The sequence below is a fragment of the Roseobacter sp. HKCC-CH-9351 genome (assembly GCF_037830295.1).
In the GTDB taxonomy this organism is placed as follows: Bacteria; Pseudomonadota; Alphaproteobacteria; order Rhodobacterales; family Rhodobacteraceae; genus M30B80.
Genome location: NZ_JBBLYM010000003.1, coordinates 115,776 through 136,043, shown reverse-complemented (window position 1 = coordinate 136,043; position 20,268 = coordinate 115,776). Strand labels below are relative to the sequence as shown.

General features: G+C 57.2%; 21 protein-coding genes and 1 pseudogene. 13 read left to right on the top strand and 9 right to left on the bottom strand.

Annotated features, from left to right (window positions below; all coding sequences use genetic code 11):
- Positions 1 to 79 precede the first annotated feature (79 nt).
- The 5 genes from AAC632_RS11915 (at position 80) to AAC632_RS11895 (ending at position 4,458) form a co-directional block, all read left to right on the top strand.
- Positions 80 to 967 (top strand): LysR family transcriptional regulator, encoded by an 888-nt coding sequence (locus AAC632_RS11915; protein ID WP_340299100.1) that lies wholly within the window; start codon positions 80 to 82, stop codon positions 965 to 967.
- A gap of 32 nt (positions 968 to 999) precedes the next feature.
- Positions 1,000 to 1,980, top strand: coding sequence for an Ldh family oxidoreductase (locus tag AAC632_RS11910; protein WP_340299099.1), 981 nt, complete (start codon positions 1,000 to 1,002; stop codon positions 1,978 to 1,980).
- Between the two features lie 26 nt (positions 1,981 to 2,006).
- Positions 2,007 to 2,456, top strand: coding sequence for a YtoQ family protein (locus AAC632_RS11905; RefSeq protein WP_340260342.1), 450 nt, complete (start codon positions 2,007 to 2,009; stop codon positions 2,454 to 2,456).
- Positions 2,457 to 2,567: 111 nt separating this feature from the next.
- A complete protein-coding gene (locus AAC632_RS11900) occupies positions 2,568 to 3,395 on the top strand; it encodes a sulfite exporter TauE/SafE family protein (RefSeq protein WP_340260343.1) in 828 nt (275 codons plus the stop codon).
- Between the two features lie 292 nt (positions 3,396 to 3,687).
- Positions 3,688 to 4,458 carry a maleate cis-trans isomerase family protein gene (locus AAC632_RS11895; RefSeq protein WP_340299098.1) on the top strand — a complete coding sequence of 257 codons (771 nt, stop codon included), beginning with the start codon at positions 3,688 to 3,690 and terminating at the stop codon, positions 4,456 to 4,458.
- Here AAC632_RS11895 and AAC632_RS11890 read toward each other — a convergent pair.
- Together AAC632_RS11890 and katG are read right to left on the bottom strand one after the other, a co-directional pair.
- A complete protein-coding gene (locus AAC632_RS11890; RefSeq protein ID WP_340299097.1) occupies positions 4,435 to 4,944 on the bottom strand; it encodes a hypothetical protein in 510 nt (169 codons plus the stop codon). The genes AAC632_RS11895 and AAC632_RS11890 overlap by 24 nt on opposite strands.
- 318 nt (positions 4,945 to 5,262) lie before the next feature.
- Positions 5,263 to 7,425: a catalase/peroxidase HPI gene (gene katG, locus AAC632_RS11885; RefSeq protein ID WP_340299096.1), complete on the bottom strand. Its 2,163-nt coding sequence runs from the start codon at positions 7,423 to 7,425 to the stop codon at positions 5,263 to 5,265.
- Positions 7,426 to 7,598: 173 nt separating this feature from the next.
- Here katG and AAC632_RS11880 point away from each other — a divergent pair, with 173 nt between their 5' ends.
- Entirely contained in the window at positions 7,599 to 8,534 is a 936-nt protein-coding gene (locus AAC632_RS11880) for a hydrogen peroxide-inducible genes activator (RefSeq protein ID WP_340299095.1), read from the top strand.
- Positions 8,535 to 8,597: 63 nt separating this feature from the next.
- Here AAC632_RS11880 and AAC632_RS11875 read toward each other — a convergent pair whose 3' ends face one another.
- Entirely contained in the window at positions 8,598 to 8,804 is a 207-nt protein-coding gene (locus tag AAC632_RS11875) for a cold-shock protein (protein WP_317655813.1), read from the bottom strand.
- A 175-nt stretch (positions 8,805 to 8,979) separates the two neighbouring features.
- Between AAC632_RS11875 and AAC632_RS11870 the strand changes: the two genes are divergently transcribed.
- The 4 genes from AAC632_RS11870 (at position 8,980) to AAC632_RS11855 (ending at position 12,183) form a co-directional block, all read left to right on the top strand.
- The gene (locus AAC632_RS11870; RefSeq protein WP_340299094.1) at positions 8,980 to 9,435 is read left to right on the top strand and encodes a DUF1499 domain-containing protein; all 456 of its coding nucleotides are present in this window, start codon (positions 8,980 to 8,982) and stop codon (positions 9,433 to 9,435) included.
- A gap of 45 nt (positions 9,436 to 9,480) precedes the next feature.
- The gene (gene prfA / locus AAC632_RS11865) at positions 9,481 to 10,536 is read left to right on the top strand and encodes a peptide chain release factor 1 (RefSeq protein WP_340260350.1); all 1,056 of its coding nucleotides are present in this window, start codon (positions 9,481 to 9,483) and stop codon (positions 10,534 to 10,536) included.
- On the top strand, positions 10,533 to 11,384 hold the full coding sequence (gene prmC, locus AAC632_RS11860) for a peptide chain release factor N(5)-glutamine methyltransferase (RefSeq protein WP_340299093.1): 852 nt from the start codon (positions 10,533 to 10,535) through the stop codon (positions 11,382 to 11,384). The genes prfA and prmC overlap by 4 nt, the downstream gene beginning before the upstream one ends.
- A gap of 238 nt (positions 11,385 to 11,622) precedes the next feature.
- Positions 11,623 to 12,183, top strand: coding sequence for a DUF4167 domain-containing protein (locus tag AAC632_RS11855; protein WP_340299092.1), 561 nt, complete (start codon positions 11,623 to 11,625; stop codon positions 12,181 to 12,183).
- A gap of 65 nt (positions 12,184 to 12,248) precedes the next feature.
- Here AAC632_RS11855 and rsmA read toward each other — a convergent pair whose 3' ends face one another.
- The 5 genes from rsmA to lptF all read right to left on the bottom strand — a co-directional run bounded on the left by rsmA (position 12,249) and on the right by lptF (position 17,715).
- Entirely contained in the window at positions 12,249 to 13,085 is an 837-nt protein-coding gene (gene rsmA, locus AAC632_RS11850; protein WP_340299091.1) for a 16S rRNA (adenine(1518)-N(6)/adenine(1519)-N(6))-dimethyltransferase RsmA, read from the bottom strand.
- Complete coding sequence (gene pdxA / locus AAC632_RS11845; RefSeq protein ID WP_340299090.1) at positions 13,082 to 14,068, bottom strand: 4-hydroxythreonine-4-phosphate dehydrogenase PdxA; 987 nt, start codon at positions 14,066 to 14,068, stop codon at positions 13,082 to 13,084. Before pdxA ends, rsmA begins: the two co-directional genes overlap by 4 nt.
- Positions 14,069 to 14,072: 4 nt before the next feature.
- The gene (locus tag AAC632_RS11840) at positions 14,073 to 15,332 is read right to left on the bottom strand and encodes a peptidylprolyl isomerase (protein WP_340299089.1); all 1,260 of its coding nucleotides are present in this window, start codon (positions 15,330 to 15,332) and stop codon (positions 14,073 to 14,075) included.
- Positions 15,333 to 15,472: 140 nt separating this feature from the next.
- Complete coding sequence (gene lptG, locus AAC632_RS11835) at positions 15,473 to 16,567, bottom strand: LPS export ABC transporter permease LptG (protein WP_340299088.1); 1,095 nt, start codon at positions 16,565 to 16,567, stop codon at positions 15,473 to 15,475.
- On the bottom strand, positions 16,564 to 17,715 hold the full coding sequence (gene lptF / locus AAC632_RS11830; protein ID WP_340299087.1) for an LPS export ABC transporter permease LptF: 1,152 nt from the start codon (positions 17,713 to 17,715) through the stop codon (positions 16,564 to 16,566). Before lptF ends, lptG begins: the two co-directional genes overlap by 4 nt.
- Before the next feature lie 211 nt (positions 17,716 to 17,926).
- On the opposite strand from lptF, the gene AAC632_RS11825 reads away from it, so the two are divergent.
- From AAC632_RS11825 to AAC632_RS11815, 3 genes are all read left to right on the top strand, one after another.
- Positions 17,927 to 19,396 (top strand): leucyl aminopeptidase, encoded by a 1,470-nt coding sequence (locus AAC632_RS11825; protein WP_340299086.1) that lies wholly within the window; start codon positions 17,927 to 17,929, stop codon positions 19,394 to 19,396.
- Positions 19,396 to 19,878 carry a DNA polymerase III subunit chi gene (locus AAC632_RS11820; RefSeq protein WP_340299085.1) on the top strand — a complete coding sequence of 161 codons (483 nt, stop codon included), beginning with the start codon at positions 19,396 to 19,398 and terminating at the stop codon, positions 19,876 to 19,878. Before AAC632_RS11825 ends, AAC632_RS11820 begins: the two co-directional genes overlap by 1 nt.
- A 117-nt stretch (positions 19,879 to 19,995) precedes the next feature.
- Positions 19,996 to 20,121, top strand: coding sequence for a hypothetical protein (locus AAC632_RS11815; RefSeq protein ID WP_340261516.1), 126 nt, complete (start codon positions 19,996 to 19,998; stop codon positions 20,119 to 20,121).
- A gap of 3 nt (positions 20,122 to 20,124) precedes the next feature.
- Here AAC632_RS11815 and AAC632_RS11810 read toward each other — a convergent pair.
- Positions 20,125 to 20,223, bottom strand: a pseudogene (locus AAC632_RS11810) (MarC family protein); the annotation flags it as partial.
- Positions 20,224 to 20,268 lie beyond the last annotated feature (45 nt).

Sequence of the window (20,268 nt, the reverse complement as noted above, 5' to 3'; positions counted from 1 at the left end):
ACCGCGCGTTCAGCCTAGACAGGGTGATATACTTCAGGCAATCTCAAATTATTGAAATAAATTTCAAGAATTCTGAACTATGATCAAGTTAGAGATGTTGCGCGTGTTTTTGGCCGTGGCCGAAGAGGGGGCCTTGGCGCTTGCGGCCCAGAAATTGGGGCGCACGCCATCGGCCCTGTCGATGGCTCTGTCACAGCTTGAGGCCCAAGTGGGCGCGCCCCTCTTTGAAACGGATCGCAAAAATCGCCTCACCCCTTTGGGACGTTTGGTGTTGGAGGAGGCGCGGCGCGCCGCCAATTCCTATACCCGCAGTCTCGATGCCATAGCGCGCCATGCGCGATCTTTGGCGGGAACTGTGAGGGTCATGGCGGTGCCTTCTGCGACCATCACGCTTTTGCCGCGCGCGGTTTTGGCCTTTTCGCAGGCCCGTCCTGATGTGCGCCTTGATATTCGCGACAGTGACACCGCCAGTGTGATTGCACAAGTGGCAATGGGCGAGGTGGATATTGGGATAATCTCGCAATCCCCGCGTGCCAATGCCGCGCCATCCGTTGAGGCGGAGCTCCTTTTGAGCGACCCTTTGGGGATTGTCGCGCGCCATGACGGGCGATTTGCGCAGAAGACCAAGGGGCGCGGCGTGCAATGGCAAGATTTGATCCACGAGCCGCTGATTGCCAACCCGCTTTGCGATCTGGTGTATCACCCCAGCGTGACCGAAGGATTGCAAGATTGCCGCATTGAGGCGCGCAATACCACGGCACTTTTGGCATTTGTGCGGGCGGGTATCGGGATCACGATTTTGCCCCAAACCGCGATGGCCGAAGCCGACCCCGCCTTGCGCTTCTTTGCCCCTAATGATCCGCATAGCCGCCGTGAGCTGTGTAAAATAAGGAACTGCGCCGCCCATCTTAGCCCTGTGGCGCAGTCATTTTGGGACTTGCTTGCACCCCCTGCGCCAAGCCCTTAGCCTTTGACAAAACGACCATAGGGAGGGCGGCCATGGCGCAAGTGGCGATCAGCGAGATTGAAACCGTGACCAAAGCCGCGCTCATGGCCCATGGGGCGGGCGCATGGCAGGCGGGGGAGGTGGCCCGCGCCACTGCCCATTCCGAGGCGCATGGCAATGTGATTTGCGGCCTGCAATATGTCGAAAGCTATTGTTTGCAATTGTCCTCTGGGCGTGTTGATGGGCAGGTCATGCCTGTTGTTAGCCGTCCAAAGGCGGCTGCGATCTTGTCGGATGCACGGCTTGGTTTTGCCCAACCCGCCTTTGCCGCGGCCAAAGATCAATTCTGCGATCTGGTGGATGAAACAGGCGTGGCCATGCTGGCCGTGGCGCAAAGCCATACCTGCACCTCGCTTGGTTATTTTACCGAACAAATCGCGCAAGCGGGCAAGCTGTGCATCGGCTTTACCAACGCCTCGCCCGTTGTGGCGGCGCCAAATGGCAAGCGGCGCGTTATCGGCACCAACCCCATCGCCATGTCCGTGCCTGATGGGCAAGGGGGGCTGTCGGTGCATTTTGATTTCTCAACCTCGGCCGTGGCTTTGGGGAAAATCACCATGGCGAAATATGCAGGGGAGGAGATCCCATTGGGTTGGGCCGTAGATGCCGAAGGCCGCCCAACAACCGATCCCGAAGCGGCCTTGCAAGGCGCATTGTTGAGTGCGGGCGGCTATAAGGGGTGGGGGTTTGGCATTATGGCCGAGGTCTTGGCCGCTGCGATGACGGGCTCGGTCAATTCGTTGGATGTCGGGGGGCTGAAATTGCCAGATGGGCCGCCGCATAGATTGGGGCAATTCTATTTTGCGATGGATGCGAGCACATTTAGCGATCAGTTTGGCGCGCGGATCACGCGACTGTTGGAGGCTGTGGCCGAAGAAGAGGGCGCGCGTGTTCCAGGCCAAGGGCGGGTGCGGGAGACATCGGTGGATGTGCCTCAGGCCCTTTGGGATAAGATCACAGGATTGGCAGCCTAGCGCGCCACGAGACAGGAAGAGAACCCATGGATTTAACAGTTTACCTTTCGGGCGAGATTCACACGACATGGCGCGAGGAGATCATCGCCGCCTGTGCCGAAGCGGGCCTGTCTGTTCGCTTTACCGCGCCTGTGACCGATCACGCCGCTAGTGATGATTGCGGCGTGGCCATTTTGGGAGCTGAGGATCAGAAATTCTGGCACGATCACAAAGGCGCAAAGATAAACGCCATTCGCACCCGTAAGGCGATTGCAGATGCCGATATCGTGGTTGTGCGCTTTGGTGAGAAATACAAACAATGGAACGCCGCCTTTGACGCGGGATATGCTGCGGCCTTGGGCAAGTCGCTGATTGTGGTGCATGGAGCAGATCATCAACACGCGCTAAAAGAGGTTGATGCGGCGGCCTTTGCCGTTACTGAGACGCCCGCACAGGTTGCGAAAATTCTGGCCTACGTGATTGACGGCACCCTTTAGATGCTTTTCTACGCTTGGCAGCGCCACGGTGCTTTCGTATATGGGCTCCAAAGTGACGCTCGTGCCGTGCACATTCCGTGACGGGGGCTGCGCATTTTCTGGAGTGAATAAATGGATTTCATGACGGCGGAATTCGCCATCGTGGCGGTAATGCTGCTTGCAGCGGGTGCAGTGACGGGCGTGCTCGCGGGGCTATTCGGCGTAGGTGGGGGCGCGATGATTGTGCCTGTGCTTTATGAGGTGTTTGGCTTCTTGGGCCTCTCAGATGAGGTGCGGATGCCGTTGGCGGTTGGCACCTCACTCGCCATTATCATTCCTACCTCAATCCGCTCTTATATGGGCCACCGGGCACGCGGAGCGGTAGACGAGGCGCTGTTGAAATCATGGGCGCTGCCCATTCTGGCAGGTGTGCTGATCGGCGCGGGTTTGGCCCGTTTTGCACCGCCATTCATCTTTCAGATCGTTTTTGTCGTGGTGGCGGGGGCCAATGCGATCAAGATGATCTCTGGTGCAAAGAAATGGGATTTGGGCGCTGATTTGCCCACGGGGGCCGGGCTTTATTCCTATGGTGGTTTGATTGGCCTTTTGTCGGCCCTGATGGGGATCGGTGGGGGTCAGATTTCGAATATGATCATGACATTGCATGGCCGCCCCATTCATCAGGCGGTGGCCACATCGGCAGGGATTGGGGTTTTGATCTCGGTCCCCGGCGCGATTGGCTATATGATCGCGGGCCTCGGCCAAGAGGGTTTACCGATGGATGCCATCGGATATGTCTCTTTCTTGGGGATGATCCTGTTTGTGCCAACCACCTTTCTGACTGCTAATTTGGGTGTGAAATTGGCACATAGCCTGTCGCGGCGGCATTTGGAATTGGCCTTTGGCCTCTTCCTTGCGTTGGTCTGTTTGCGCTTTGTTTATGCGATTGTAACGGGCTAATCGGGTACCACCAAGGGTAGCAGTAATGCAGCATAAATACGCTTCTATAAATAGGTTGCAGATCTCATGCCCCTTGGCAGTGTTGAAAACGCTATCATATTCATAGAGTTGCGTATGGATGATTTCACTTGATAAGAAAATTCTATCTTGGTCTTTCTTATTGCATAGGTGACTTGGCCTAAGGGGCAAAAGCGGCGCAAATAGGCCATTACAGGTCGCAGGGCGTGCATGATTCATCACAAAACCCCCGCAGCATAGATGGTAATCGCGATCACGCATGGGGCCCTTGGCCATGGAAGATGTGTTTGACTACACTATTGCACCTATTTTGGGGCGGCGTGCCGTGTTGGGCATGGTTGTGTTGCAATCCGATGAAACGCTAGAACACGATCTGCGCCGTATCTTGCCGCAAGAGGAAGTGGCCCTGTATATCAGCCGTGTCCCCAGTGCTGAAACCGTCAGTTCAGACAGTCTTGCTGCGATGGAGGGGCATCTAAGCGATGCCGCCGCCCTTATGCCGCCCGCTTTGGATTTTGATGTATTGGGATATGGTTGCACCTCGGCGACATCGGTGATCGGGGCGGGGCGGGTGGCTGAATTGCTGCGCAAAGGATGCCCCGCAACCCATGTGACCGACCCGCTTTCGGCGCTCGTGGCGGCCTGCCGTCATATGGGGATCACGCGCTTGGCGTTTTTGTCGCCCTATGTGCCCGAGGTCTCAAGCCGCCTGCGCGCCGCAGTCGCGGCACAAGGGGTAAAAAGCCCCGTGTTCGGAACCTTTAACGAGGCGCGCGAACATGCAGTTGCGCTCATCGATGGCCCGTCTGTCACCCGCGCGGCAACGGCGCTGCTGCAACGGGGTGGGGCCGAAGCGGTATTTTTATCCTGCACGAATTTGCGCACCTTGGATGTCATTGATGCCATCGAGGCCGAGACAGGTGCCGTTGCCCTGTCGTCCAACCAAGTGATGGCATGGCATATGTGCCAATTGGCGGGGATTAGGCCCGCCTTGCGCGTGGGGCGCTTAATGGCTGAGCCCCTATTCGCCCGAAGTGCCGAATAGGGTGATCGCCCCACCCAGGAGGGCCATCGCAAAAAAGAATAGGCGCTTTGGCCAATTGCCCGCGCCTGCCGCCGCAATCGCGGCTTGCAGCGCGTAATAAAAGGCAAAGGCGCGGGAGGCATAGCCGATGATGGAAAACACATCGCCCACCCATGTAAGGATCAGCGCAACTGCGCCCAAAATGACATAGCCGTGGCGCGCACCGATGCGGTCGCGGGTCAATTCTGCCAGCAGCCCGCCTGATCCGCCCGTATCGGCCAAGGCGGCGCTGAACTGGGCACTCAGCGCCGCAATCATCAAAAGCGGAGCAAGGATTGGGGCCAAACGGCCCATCATGTCGATAATGGCTGTTTCAATGACAGCTTGCGGGGCGGGCGTAAAGATTAGGCTGAGGGGCAGAAGATAGGCCATATAGATCAGCGTGGTGATAAGCAGCGCCATATGCATGGCACGGATCCGTAACGCGGGGGCATACTCTGCCCCCATATACCGCACCGTTTCGAAACCTTACACGGTCACAATCAGCCCAAACACCAAAAACAGGGCTGCGGGGCCCGTTTCTGTCGCGGGGGATAGGATCACACCCTGCCCATCGAGCATATCTGTCCCAAGCGCCAACCATAGCGCGCCAGAGGGTCGATTTTGCCAAGGCTGGCCAGATCAACAGACCCGCAACAGCCAAAGCAATGATCAGTATAAGTGCCGTTTGCATGCGCCTAGGGCTAGCAGGCAGGTCTGGTCTGTAAAAGATAAAAAACGCGCGCCCTTTTGGGGCGCGCGCCTGTCTTTTCTTACCTGCCTGCTTTATGCGGCCGCGTCAAAGCGGTCTGCATTCATCACCTTTGTCCACGCAGCGGCGAAATCATGCACGAATTTCGCGGCATTATCGTCTTGTGCGTAAAGTTCGGCATAAGCGCGCAGGATTGAGTTTGAGCCAAAAACCAAATCCACGCGGGTGGCTGTCCATTTTGTTTCGCCTGTTTTGCGAGACACGATGTTGTAGAGGTTCGACCCTGCAGGTTCCCACTTATAGGCCATGTCGGTCAGCGCCGCGAAGAAATCGGTCGACAATGTGCCAACACGATCCGTAAACACCCCATGCGCGCTGCCGCCATGGTTGGTGCCAAGCACACGCATACCGCCAATCAATGCGGTCATTTGGGGCGCTGTCAGACCCAAAAGCTGCGCACGATCCAACATCAGCTCCTCTGGTTGCACGGTGTAATCCGCTTTCAACCAGTTGCGGAACGCGTCATGGACGGGCTCTAGCACTTCGAAGCTGTCGATATCGGTTTGCTCTTGGTTGGCGTCACCACGGCCTGGCGTGAAGGGCAGGGTGATCTCGACACCTGCGGCTTTGGCCGCCTGTTCGACACCGACATTACCCGCTAGAACGATAACATCCGCAAGGCTTGCGCCCGTTTCCGTGGCGATGGGTTCCAATGCGGTCAGCACCTTTTGCAGGCGGGCAGGCTCGTTGCCTTCCCAATCCTTTTGTGGGGCCAGACGAATGCGCGAGCCATTGGCACCGCCGCGCATATCAGACCCACGGAAGGTGCGCGCGCTGTCCCATGCGGTCGCGACCATCTCGGAGATGGACAGGCCCGTTGCCGCGATTTTCGCCTTGACCGCATCCACATCATAAGTCGTGGAGCCCGCAGGGATCGGGTCTTGCCAGATCAAATCTTCGGCAGGCACATCTGGCCCGAAATAACGCGCCTTTGGCCCCATATCGCGGTGGGTCAGCTTGAACCATGCGCGGGCGAAGGTTTCCGAGAAATATTCAGGATCGGCATAGAACTTTTCCGAAATCTTGCGATATTCGGGATCCATCTTCATCGCCATATCCGCATCCGTCATGATCGGGTTGTAGCGGATAGATGGGTCTTCGACATCAACGGGCTTGTCCTCTTCCTTGATGTTAACAGGTTCCCATTGCCATGCCCCTGCGGGCGATTTCTTCAATTTCCAGTCATAGTTCAGCAGCAAATGGAAATAGCCGTTATCCCATTTGGTGGGGTGGGTGGTCCAAGCACCTTCGATGCCCGAGGTGACAGTGTCGCGGCCCACGCCACGGGTGGTGTGGTTGTTCCAGCCAAGGCCCTGCTCATGCACATCGGCACCTTCAGGGTCAGCACCCAAATTGGCCGCATCGCCATTGCCATGCGCCTTGCCCACTGTGTGACCGCCTGCGGTCAGGGCCACGGTTTCTTCGTCATTCATCGCCATACGGGCAAAGGTCACGCGCACATCATGCGCGGTGCGCAGCGGATCGGGCTGACCATTCACACCCTCTGGGTTCACATAGATGAGGCCCATTTGAACCGCCGCAAGCGGGTTTTCCAATGTCTCAGACCCGCGATCTTCGGCATAACGCTCAGACCCCAGCCAATCTTTTTCTGCGCCCCAAAAGATGTCTTTTTCAGGATGCCAAATATCGGCGCGGCCAAAGGAATAGCCAAAGGTTTTGAGGCCCATGGATTCATAAGCAATGTTGCCTGCGAGGATAAACAAATCCGCCCAAGATACTGAATTTCCGTATTTTTTCTTGATTGGCCACAGCAGGCGGCGGGCTTTGTCGAGGTTGGTGTTGTCGGGCCAAGAGTTCAAAGGCGCGAAACGCTGGTTGCCAGTGCCGCCGCCGCCGCGACCGTCAGCGGTGCGATAGCTGCCCGCCGCGTGCCAGGCCATGCGGATCATCAAGCCACCATAATGGCCCCAATCTGCAGGCCACCAATCTTGGCTGTCGGTCATCAGCGCGTGCATGTCTTTCTTCAGCGCATCGATATCGAGCTTTTCCAATTGCTTGCGGTAATCAAAAGCCTCGCCCATCGGATCGGTCTTGCGATCATGTTGGTGCAAAATGTCGAGGTTCAACGCATTTGGCCACCAATCGGTAACAGTTGTGCCAAGCGCGGTTTGCGCGCCATGCATCATGGGGCATTTGCCAATGTTATTTCCATCCATGGGGGCAGTCTCCTTTTGGGTTGTCTCATGCAGGCCCCGTCATCGGGGTGCGGTTCTTGGTGATCAGAGGGCCGTTGCACGGATTCGCATGCAAACGGCGCTTAGGCTTGTTTTAGCATCAGTGAGCGATTAGTTTAATTTTGATTTTCTGATGTAGGCGATCAGGTTTTGTTATGGCTAATATCACCTTGAAACAGTTGCGATATGCGGTCGCGGTGGCCGAGCATGGTCATTTTGGACATGCGGCCGCCGCATCCGCGATCTCGCAGCCCGCTTTGTCCATGCAAATTCAAGCCTTAGAGGATGGTTTGGGTCTGGCCCTGTTCGAGCGCGCCGCCCGCCATGTGCGACCCACCCCGTTTGGGGTTGGGTTCTTGGCGCGTGCGCAGCGGATATTGGCCGAGGTTGACGATTTGGGCGATAGCGCGCGTGCGGCGCGCGGTGATGATTTGGGCCGCCTGCGTCTTGGTGTGATCCCCACCATTGCGCCATATCTTTTGCCCCGTGTGGTGGGCTTGATGGGGCAGTATTACCCGCAGGCCAATTTGGCGTTGCGTGAAACGATCACCCCGCGCTTGATCTCGGGATTGTCCGAAGGGCGGTTGGACGCGGCGATTGTGGCCCTGCCCATATCTGAGCCCAGCTTTGAGGAGGTGGAGGTGTTTCAAGAAGATTTCATTCTTGTGCGGCCGCCCGAAGATGCGGGCAAGCCTGTGCCCGATGCCAATTCCCTGCGGGAAATGAAACTGCTTTTGTTGGAGGAGGGGCATTGCTTCCGCGATCAAGCCCTGTCTTTTTGCGCGCTTGGCGCAAATACCCCGCGCGAGGTGATGGATGGCTCATCACTGTCAACGCTTGTGCAGATGGTGGGGGCGGGGATTGGCGTGACGCTTATCCCTGAAATGGCTGTGCCTGTTGAGACGCGCTCTGCGAGCGTGGCCTTGGCGCGGTTTCGCACCCCTGCGCCTGCGCGCAAAATCGGGGTTATTTGGCGGCGCACAAGCCCGCTTTCCAATCAGTTGCGCAAATTGGCCAATGTGGTGCGCGAGGCGGCAGAAACGGGCGCGTCCGAGGCCATGACAGGCGGGCTTATGCCCAAAATCGTATAACCAAAAAGAAAAAGGCGGGCCAAAGCCCACCTTTTCCAATCCAAACTGGATGCGGCTTATGCCTTAAACCAGCGTGATATTTACGGCGCTTTCGCGGCCATCACGGCCTTTTTCCAGCTCGTAAGTCACTTTCTGGTTGTCGTTGAGGCCTTTGAGGCCAGAACGCTCAACACCAGAGATGTGAACGAATACGTCTTTGCCGCCTTCATCAGGTGCGATGAAGCCGAAACCTTTGGTTGCATTGAACCATTTCACGGTGCCATTGGCCATTTCCGTGTCTCCTGTCATTATGCTGCCCACACCATGCGGCAGCTTGGCAATCGTCATGCGAGATAGGCTGCACTGTTGCCTTTAAAGAGGGACAGAAGAGCGATATCAGATAACTAGCGCGCCCCATTTCGCATGAAATGGGCTTCGCGTAAAGATAATTCGTTGGGGGTAAAAGATGCTGTTCAAATTGTTCATATCCGTTGCAACGCTTTTTGGCATCGTAATTTTTGCGGCGGTGGCCTTTCGCGTGATGCCAATGGATGCCGCGCGCTATCATATTCGCCCCGCTTTGGCTGTGCCGCCATCAACCCCCAATTTCGCCCTAATGGTGGGGGATGAGGCCTTGGTGTTGCCGCGCAATCTAGCGGATGTGGCGGCAGATGTCGCGCTGAAGGCCGCCAGCGATGGCGCCGTTCTGTTGGCAGGCCAACCAGAGGATGGCTTTGTCACCTATGTCTATCGCAGCCGTTTGATGGGCTTTCCTGACGCGCTCAGCCTAACGCTTGATCCCACCGATGAGGGGGGGGCGCGGGTTCAGATCTTCTCGCGGTCTAGCTTTGGTTATAGAGATTTGGGGGTGAATGCGGCACGCGTGGCCGATTGGGTCGCTGCGTTGCAGGCCGCGCGCTGATCAATCAGGCTTGACGCGCCCGCGCCGCTTCGCCAAACCCTGCCTATGTTGCCAGCAGAACCCCTTCGCCAAATTGTCGAGCGCTTCGAGTATCTCGAGGCGCAATTAAACGCAGGCCCCGCCGCTGATGCGATTGCCGCAATCAGTCGCGAATATGCGCAGCTGAAACCTGTCGTCACGCAGATTGACGAATATCAGCAGATCAAATCTGACCTTCAGGAGGCCGAGGCAATGTTGGCCGATCCTGAGATGCGCGCCTTGGCCGAAGAAGAATTGGCATGCCTGAAAATCGCGCTGCCTGAGGTTGAATATGCGTTGCGCATTGCGCTTTTGCCCAAAGATGCGGCCGATGCCCGCCCTGCCATTCTTGAAATTCGCCCTGGAACTGGCGGCGATGAGGCGGCCCTTTTTGCGGGCGATTTGCTGCGGATGTATCAACGTTACGCCGAGGCGCGGGAGTGGCAATTTGAATTGATCGAGCAGCAGCTCTCCGAGCTTGGCGGTGTGCGTGAAGTGACCGCACGGATAGTGGGCGAGGGAGTTTTTGCACGAATGAAATACGAGTCTGGCGTTCATCGCGTGCAGCGGGTGCCAGAAACGGAATCAGGCGGGCGTATCCATACATCCGCCGCGACTGTGGCTGTTCTGCCCGAAGCCGAAGATGTTGATATCAATATCCCCGCAACCGATATCCGTATTGATACAATGCGCGCCTCAGGCGCGGGTGGTCAGCATGTGAACACCACAGACAGCGCCGTGCGCATCACCCATTTGCCCACGGGGATCATCGTCACCTCATCGGAGAAGTCACAACACCGCAACCGCGAGATTGCAATGCAGGTCTTGCGCGCGCGGCTTTATGATCTGGAGCGGCAAAAGGCCGATGATGCCCGCGCTGCTTCGCGCAAAAGTCAGGTGGGAACGGGCGATCGTTCCGAGCGTATCCGCACCTATAATTTCCCCCAAGGGCGCATGACAGATCATCGGATCAATCTGACCTTGTATAAGTTGGATCAGGTCTTGTCGGGTGATTTGGACGAGATCATTGACGCGCTGACCGCCCATGATCAAGCCGCCCTATTAGCTGAGATGGACGGGTGAGCGCGCGCTATCGGGATCTTTACGCCGCCGCGCGCGCGCGTTTGTCTCAGCGATTGCCCCAAGATGAGGCTGAGCGCGATGCACGCCTTTTATTGGCGCATGCCGCAGGCCTGTCAGGGGCGGGGTTGTCAGCCTGTCTCAATGATCTGGCCGCCCAAAATCACATCACTGATTTTGAGGCAGTGGTGGAGGCCCGCCTTGCTGGACAATCTGTGGCCCATATCATTGGGAAATCTGCATTCATGGGATTGGATTTCGCGGTTGGGGCAGGAGATTTGGCTCCGCGGCCTGATACGGAAACCTTGGTAGAGGCCGCACTCTCGCATGGCTTTACGCGTTTTCTTGATCTCGGCACAGGCACGGGGGTGATTGCAATCAGCCTGCTTGCCGCGCGGCCAGAGGCGCAAGGTGTTGCAACCGATTTGGACGGGGGGGCATTGGCCCGCGCGCGACAAAATGCAAAGACCCATGGCGTGGCGGGGCGTTTGCAGTTCTTCACGGGCCCATGGTTCGCGGCGCTGCCAGAGCCCGCGATGTTTGATCTCATCCTATCCAATCCGCCCTATATTGATCAGGCAACTTATGCAGGTCTACCCGAAGAGCTGCGCTTGCATGAGCGCGCTGCGGCGCTGACCGATGGTCATGATGGGCTGAGCGCATATCGCGTGATCGCTGCGCAGGCAGGCGCCTATCTTACGCGCGATGGGGGGGTCATGGTCGAAATCGGCTATGATCAAGGCGAAACGGTGCTGCAAATCTTTGCTCAAGCAGGGTTTCGGTCTGTGCGCGTCATCCATGACTTGGCAGGCAAGCCGCGTGTTGTGGTGGCGCAAGCAATGCGTTCCTAGGCGAAAAAGCTGATAATTTCGCCGTTTTTGCAACTTTCCGCTTGTAAGCGCCCCTCAGCCATGGCAAGCGGTGATTACGGGAGAGGAATTATTAAGACATTCCCCCGAAATAACAGCCACGATATTCTGGACAAAGGCACAGATTGCACAGGCTGATCGTGGATATTGGCACGGACTTGGCATTAGGCCGCCTGACACCCTGCCGTGGATGGCTTCAACACTGGACTATATAAGAACAATGAGATCATCAAAGAACCGCTCGCGGTCAAAGGGCAATCGCAACCGCTCTGTTGGCAATATCATCAATCGGGTGTTTGACAGCTCTGGCCCAGAGGGCAAGGTGCGCGGCACACCGCAGCAGATCATCGACAAATATCAGCAATTGGCCCGTGATGCCCAGTTGAGCAATGACCGCGTGGCCGCTGAGAATTTCTTGCAGCACTCCGAGCATTATTCCCGCCTCCTAAGCGAGGCGCAGCGCGAGATGGACGCGCGCCGCGAAGAGCAGCAAAGCCATAATGGCGGCCAGAATGGCCATGATCGCCGTGGGTATTCGAACGAGTACGAGGCCGAGACTTCGCAGGATGCAGGCCACGAGGTCATGCGCAGTGAGACGGATGGTTTGGCGATTGCCGCCGATGGCGATGGGGAGGAGGCCAGTATCTTGGTCGACACGCCCGAAAGCAAACCTAGCGCGAAACGCGCGCCGCGTGGCCCCCGCCGCCCGCGCAAATCTGACGAGGCAGGCAGCGATGCCGCCCCAATGGTTGCAGCCCCAAGCGAGGCGCAAGGCGAATAATCGCGCGTGACCTTGTTGCATGACATTGCCCCCGTGCCATCCTTGGTGCGGGGGTTTTTCTTGCCTTAATCGGCCGCGACAGCGCGGGCGAGGGCGCAAAACCCCTCAAGGCTGACTGTTTCTGCGCGGTCAGTCGGGCGCAGCCCTGCGGCCAAGATGCGATCCTCAATATCTGGGCAAAGCCCCTTCAGCGCGGCGCGCAGCATTTTGCGGCGTTGATTAAAGGCTTTAGCAACCACGCGCTCCAGCACCTTTTGATCGGCGGGAAATTTCGGTGCCTCAAGTGCTGTTAAATGCACCACCGCAGAGCTGACCTTTGGGGGCGGGGTAAAGGCCTCGGGTGGCAGGTTCAGCGCAATCCGCGCCTCACAGCGCCATTGCGCCAAGACGGTCAAGCGGCCATAGGCCTTGCTGCCCTCGCGCGCCACAATACGTTCGGCCACTTCGCGTTGGAACATCAAGGTCAGGCTTGACCATTGTGGTGGCCAGACAGGCGGGATCAGCCAACGGATGAGCAATTCGGTGCCCACATTATAGGGCAGATTGGCGATGATACGGATCGGCGGCTTCAGATGCGCCGCCCAATCCACGGCCAAAGCATCGTCATTGAGAACGCTCAGGCGGTCGGGATAGGCGGCGGTGATTTCTGCCAACGCAGGAAGGCAACGCGCGTCTTTTTCAATCGCCACCACGCGCCGCGCCCCTTCGGCCAAAAGGCCACGGGTCAAACCACCAGGGCCAGGGCCGATTTCCAGAACATCACATTCGCTTAAATCCCCCGCGATGCGGGCGATTTTTGCGGTTAGGTTCAGATCAAGCAGGAAATTCTGCCCCAAGGATTTCTTGGCGCGCAGATCATGGGTTGCGATCACCTCGCGCAGGGGGGGGAGGGTATCAATCATGCCGCGCGCACCTGTGCCATTTGATTTGCCATGCGCAACGCCGCGACCAAGCTTGTGGCATCTGCGCGGCCCGTGCCCGCGATGTCAAAGGCTGTGCCATGATCGGGCGAGGTGCGGATAAAGGGCAGGCCAAGCGTCACATTCACCCCCCCTGAGAAATCAAGCGTCTTGATCGGGATCAGCGCCTGATCATGATAGGCGCAGATGGCCACATCATACCGCGCGCGCGCCTCAGGGTGGAACATCGTATCTGCGGAGAGCGGCCCCGCGATCTGGTAACCTTCGCCGCGCAACCCCTCCAGACAGGGGATCATCCATGCGATTTCCTCGCGCCCCATGGCGCCATTTTCGCCCGCATGGGGGTTGAGGCCCGCCACCGCAAAACGTGGGGACTGCAGACCGATATCACGCTGCATTGCGTCCGAGGTCACGCGGATCACATCGCGCAATAGATCGGGGGTAAAAGTCGCAGGAACCGCGCTGAGGGGGATGTGGATGGTGGCAGGCACAACGCGTAATTCTGCGCAGGCCAACATCATGACTACCTTCACCCCACCCGCCAAGGCCGCGAGATATTCCGTATGGCCTGGATAGGCAAAACCCGCGCCTTGTTGCAGGGCGTGTTTATGGATGGGCAGGGTGCAAATTGCGCGCGCCGCACCCGATTGGGCAAGCTCTACGGCCTCCGCGATTGCGTCAATGACGCCTTGCGCATGGGCGGCTTGGGGGTGGCCTGCCACACGGGCGGGGCCAAAGTCGCGGTGCAGAACTGGCAACCCATCGCCACAGGCGGCAAAGGCGGCACTTGCCTGAGATATTTTGACGATAGGTGCGCCATGCCCGTTGAAATGATCCGCATCCCCAATGACAAAAAAAGGAACCGCCCCCCGCAATTCATGCCACGCTTTTGCGGCAATCTCGGGGCCAATCCCCGCAGGCTCCCCACAGCTGAGCGCAATGGGGCCGGTCGTGCCCGCACCCATGGGATCAGTCCAAATCACGGATGATGGCGTCCGCGCGCAATTCCTCAAGATAGCCAGAAGCATAAGTCTCAAGGCGCTGCGAGAACAAGGCTTGGCGAATTTCCTCGCGCGCGCCATCTTCAAGCTCGACTGTGCGATTGCACAGCCAAACCATCAGAAGGTCGGCGCCATTGTTGCGGCGCAGGGCGGTCGAGCTTTCATTCGGGTCAAGCTTAGCAAGCTCTGCCGCAATATCTGCGGGCACTTCGGCGCGCGGGGCGCTGATCCGTTCAAACTGACCTTCTAGGGTGCCATAAAGATCATCGCAGCGGTCATTTTGCGCGGCGATCTCAGCGGCGCGCGCGGCGGCATCTGGCCCTGAAAGCAGAATGGTCGCGTAATCATAACTGCTCGGCGTTGGGAACTGATATCCCGCCTCTTCAAAGCCCAGCATTTGAAAAATCCCAATCCCAGGCCCCAAAGGGACGGGTTCGGTGACGTCACCTACATCCAAGGTGATCAACATGGCACTCAGGCCTTGGGGCAGGGATGACAAGGGGCGCCAATCCAACGCACCGCCATCCACCGCGGTAGGGGCGGCTGAACGGGCGCGGGCGGCATCAGCAAAAGCCGTCAGATTTCCATCCACATCTTCGGCAATCGCCAGCAATTCTGCGCGCAGTGTGTCAATATCGTTGCCTTCAATCGGCAGGATCAATTCCGCCAAACGAATTTGCGCCCCGCGCCCACTGGAGCCAAGCGCAAGTGCGCGGTTAATCTCAGCCTCAGAGACTTGGGCGCGTGCCCCAAACCGACTGCGCAATATCTCGCGCCATAAAAGGCCTGCATTGATAAAATCGCGTAGGGTCTCATAGGCGACCCCCTCGTTCTCAAGCGCATCAATCAACCCTTGGCCGTCCAAATTTGCGCGGGCGGCAAATTCGTCAATTCCGATCATCAACTGGTCTTGGGTGATTGTGATCCCCGCTGCTTGGGCGGCGGCCATTTGCAAGCGTTCCTCCACCAAAACATCGCGCGCGCGGGCCTGTAGGTCACCTGGTGCATTCAAGATGCCCAAAAATGTGGCGCGTTGATCCACCTCATATTGGGTGATCACGTTATCATTAACCGCAATTACAGGCGTGAAATCGAGTGATTGCGCGCGCAATTGTACAGGTGCAAGCGCCAAGGCGCATCCCATGATCACACCAAAACACTGGTTGCGCGCGGCGCGCGCGCCCAAGAATTTACCCAAGATTGGGGAGGATACGTGATGTGAACTCATCTTGTCCTTCTTCGGTCACTCTTGCGAGGGGCGGCGTGAGAGCGCCCGTTTTATATTTGTGCCAAGCCTACAAGAGGCGGGCAAGCGAAGCGAGGGGAAATTCATGCCCCCCCGATGTATTGGGCCGATCCATCACTGTCTTAGCCATCTTCCACATGCAAAATCACCCCAAGCGCCAAAAGCGACCCCGCAAGGGGCGGTGTCCATGCAACGATAAAGGCGGAAAGCTGACCATTCTCACCCAAAACTTGGGCAAAGCTGCGCAGAAAATAGAGGCCAAAACCCAACAAAATCGCGGCGAGCACCAAAGGCCCCGTGCGGCCAAAACGGGTGTGACGCATCGTAAAGCTTGCACCGATCAAGACCATGCTCATCAGCATCAATGGGTTTGCCAACTGCATCTGGAACCAGACCCGATGCGACAGGCCCGCAAATCCCGCCTCCTGCAACTGCGTAATGAAATCGGGAAGGGCGTAAATCGAGATATTGCTCGGATCCCCAAAGGAATCGAGAATTTGTTCCCGCGTCAGCGTTGAAGGAACGGCATAGCTCTCAAAACTTTCTGCACTGGCCTCGGGGTTGGTTTGGGTTAAGTCCCAGATCTTGGTGCGGGTAAGATCCCATGATTGCAGTCCAAGGCGCGCTTCATCTGCGTCAATGCGCTGTTCAATTCGGCCAAATGTATCGAAATTATAGAAGGTGACGTCAAATAACTGCGTGCCATTGCTATTGGCGCGCAGCGCGTTGATGACGGTTTGCTTATCGCGCGTGCCTTGGCGCAGCCAAAGCCCTTCTTGCGTGATGGCCAATGTGCGTTCCTGTGCGCCACGCACCTGCGCCAACTTACGCTCATGCGCGATCTGTGTGTCGGCCACGATTGGGTTGATCACCAAAAGACCGATGATCCCGATGAGGGCGGCCACGCCAATTGGGGCTATCGTGGCCCGCAAAGCCGAGCGCCCTGATGCACGCACCACCACCAATTCCGAACTGCGTGCCAGTGACAGGAAAAAGACCAAGGTCGCCAGCATGACAACCAGCGGAAAGAGGGAATAAAGCGCTGACGGCATATTAAGCAGCGCAAGCGTGAGCGCATCGCCCAAATCCCCGCCGTTGAGCGCGATTTTTCGCATCTGTTCGGTCAAATCCACGACCATGTGGATCACCGCAAAGATCGCCAACACGGTGAGGAAGTTTTTGAAATAACGCTGCGCGAGGTAAAGTTGCAGGATCATGCGCCGCCCTCAACCAGATCAGGCTGCCGCATCAGGCGCCAATGTGCGGTTTTATATACGGCCAACAGCACCGCCCCGAACACCACGGCGCAGAGCAGTGGCTGCACATAGGCCAATGGTGCCAAATGCGGCGCGTTGATGACCTGAGCGCTCAAAAGGTTTTTGCTCATCTGCAACGGAATCACCAACCCTACGGCCAGCATGATTTGCGCCCATAACCCAAGCCGCGAAAAATTGCGCAGCATCAGGCAACTGGCCGCAATCAAAGGCACAAAAAACGCGAACATCGCCTGTGCGAAACGATAATGCAGTTGCCATTTGATACGATCTAGGGGAATGCCCGCGCGGTTGGCAAGATCTTGATCCGCCGCAATCAGCGCAGGCGTGGACATCGCGCGCTCGTTCTCGGGCTCTTCGTTACTGCCTGATGCAGTCGGGCTTTGTGCCTGTGTGATATCATAGTTCAATCGCTCAAAGCTGAGATTGCTCAGGCGGTTTGTGACCCGATCCAAGCTGATACTGCGCCCTGATAACAAGATCATCCGCGCGTTTTCCGCATCGCGCAAAAGATACCCGCGATCCGCGCGATAGGTCACTTCGCGGGTCTCGCTGCGCCGATCATGGATAAACAGACCCTGCAACTCACCTTCGGGTGAAATATCGCTGATGTAAATCGTGATGCCCGAGATCGGGGATTGGAACACCCCCGCGCGCATCAACTGAGCGACCAGATCATTGCCCAAAATGTTTGATCTTTTGCGAAATTGTGCTTCGGCCTGTGGGGCCAAACCATTGCTAAGGCCCGCAACCAAAAACGCCATAATTGCCCCGAAATAGAAAACGGGCCGTAACAGGCGCAGCGGCGAGATGCCGGCGGTCTGCAAAATCACCAATTCACTATCGGTGATCAGGCGGTTGAACACATAAAGGGTCGCCACAAACCCCGCCACAGGTAGCACCATCATGATAATCGGCGGCAGCGCCAATGTGGTCAGTTCGAGGAAGGCCAAAATGGTTTGGCCGTCCGAGATTAATTGTCCGAACAAATCAACCCCTTGGTTGATCCAATAGACGGACACCAAAACAAGCGCGAAAAAGCCAAAGAAACTGAGGCACATGAGCAAGATATAACGATCATATCGTGTCAAATTCGCAGCCTTTGTAAATTTGGCCCAATATCTTTGGGGTGCAAGCGGGCCTGATTGCCCACAAGTTCTTTTGGTTTTGGGGGTTTTTGGGGCTTAATGCAAGGCTTCCGCGCGAAGGGCACGGGTTCGTGTAATCGTCCATCTGGTCAAGCCGCAGTTTGCGCCCTAGTGTTGCCGGTAAATGACGCTTTCAACCAATGTGAGGATCTTCATGACCCGTCCATCCGCGACACAGTTTTGCGAAATTGATCTTGATGCGCTTAAGGGGCTTTCGGGAAAGATTGCCTGTTTGGCCACGCCAGAGGGTGGTTTGGATGCAGCGGGGCGGCGGTTGAACCGCCTGAGCAAAGGCGCAGTGGATCGGGCGCTTGGCAGCCCTGCATGGGAGGGATTAAACGCGGGCGATGTCATGGTCTTAGCCTATCCCGCGGGCATGTCAGCAGAGGCCGTCTTGCTCCTCAAAACAGAGCGCCGCGTCACCGCACAAGCGGCACGCCGCGCGGGCGCTAAATTGCGGGTCGCGGCGGGCAAATCAGAGTTGCATATATGTGCGGGCAATTTCGCACGCAGCGCGGATTTGGCGCTTGGGGTGGTCTTGCGGGGCTATGAATTTGGCGATCACAAATCCAAAACCCCCGAAAGCTATGGCAGCGTCACGCTCTATTGCAGCAAACCTGATGAGATTACCGCAAAGGCCGCGCCGCTTTTGGCGGTGGCGGAAGGGGTGTTTTTCACCCGTGATCTGGTCAACGCCCCTGCCAATGTTCTGACGACCACCAGTTTTGCCGAACAGCTCAGCGATTTGGCCGCGCTGGGCGTCAAGGTCGAGGTTCTTGATGAACCCGCGCTCGAAAAATTGGGAATGCGCGCCCTTTTGGGGGTTGGGCAAGGCTCGGAAAGCCCGTCCAAGGTTGTGGTGATGGAATGGATGGGCGCAGGTGATGCGCAGCCCTTTGCCCTCGTGGGCAAGGGGGTTGTGTTTGACACAGGCGGCATCAGCCTAAAACCCGCCGCAGGCATGGAAGATATGACCATGGATATGGGCGGCGCAGGTGTTGTTGCAGGGGTGATGAAAGGCCTTGCCTTACGCAAGGCGCGCGCCAACGTGGTTGGTCTGGTTGGCTTGGTTGAAAACATGCCCGATGGTCGCGCGCAGCGTCCTGGCGATGTTGTGGTATCAATGAAAGGGGACACAATCGAGGTTATCAATACCGATGCCGAAGGGCGCCTCGTTCTGGCGGATGTGCTGTGGTATGCCCAAGAACGCTTTGCCCCACGCGCGATGATAAATTTGGCCACGCTGACAGGCGCAATTATCATTGGTCTGGGCCATGACAATGCAGGCGTTTTTGCAAATGATGATGCGCTTTGCGCAGCCTTCCTAACGGCCGCGAAAGCCGAAGATGAAGGCGCATGGCCGATGCCATTGGATGACAGCTATGATGACCTGATCAAAAGCCGCATAGCCGATATTAAAAACACAGGCGGGCGGCCTGCGGGCTCGATCACAGCGGCCAAATTCCTGCAGCGTTTTGTCAAGAAAGGCATGCCTTGGATTCACCTCGATATTGCGGGCGTTGCTTCGATGGCAAAGGACAGCAAATACGCCCCTGCAGGGGCAACAGGCTGGGGCGTTTTGGCACTGGATCGGTTGATCCAAGATATGTTTGACGAAGGCTGATGTCCGAACTGTGGTTCTACCATCTGACCCGCTCGCGGCTTGAGCAAGTTTTGCCCATGCTAATTGAGCGCGCTTTGGCGCAAGGGTGGCGCGTGGCCTTGCGCGCGCCCGATGCGCAAAGCGTGGCGCGGATGGATGACCTTTTATGGGCTGCGCATCCGCCCGAGCGTTTTCTGCCCCACGGGGTTGAGGGCGGGGCGGATGCCGAGCTTCAACCCATTCTCATTGGCACAGGCGATCTGCGCGCCAATCGCCCCGATTATCTGGTGGCGATTGGCGGGGCCACGATCACACCTGAGGACTGCGCAGGCCTGACCCGCGCTGTTTTGGTTTTTGACGGCCAAGATGAGGCATCCGTCACCCATGCGCGCAACCATTGGCGCAGTTTTGCCGAGGCGGGCCTGCGTCTTCAATATTGGTCGCAGGCCTCAGGTGCGTGGAAAATGGAACGCGAACATCCACAACCTTCGACAAAAGATTGATGTTTCGATGAAAAACCAAATTGCTTTGACGAATTATTAGGACTCTCTCCTCTAGAACCCTCGTCACCTTGGGCCATGATTGCGCGCCCATCAGTCGTTGAGGAGAGGGTCTGGCCCATGGTTGCCTATGAATTTGATCAACATCTGCCCGAATTCAATTTGGTCGGGGACGACCTAAACCTATTGGCCAATGTGGGCACGCTTATTGTGCCCGAGATTGATGCCGTTCTCTCGGAATTCTAAGCCCATGCCGCGGGTCAGCGCGACAAAGAGCGGCGCCAAACCGATGGGATCAATAATGACAAAAAGCGCCACAAAAACGGGGATGAGGGTTGCGAATTCCATGCCCTATCCCTGACCTTTGAGGGGGCAAAGGTCAAATGAAATCGG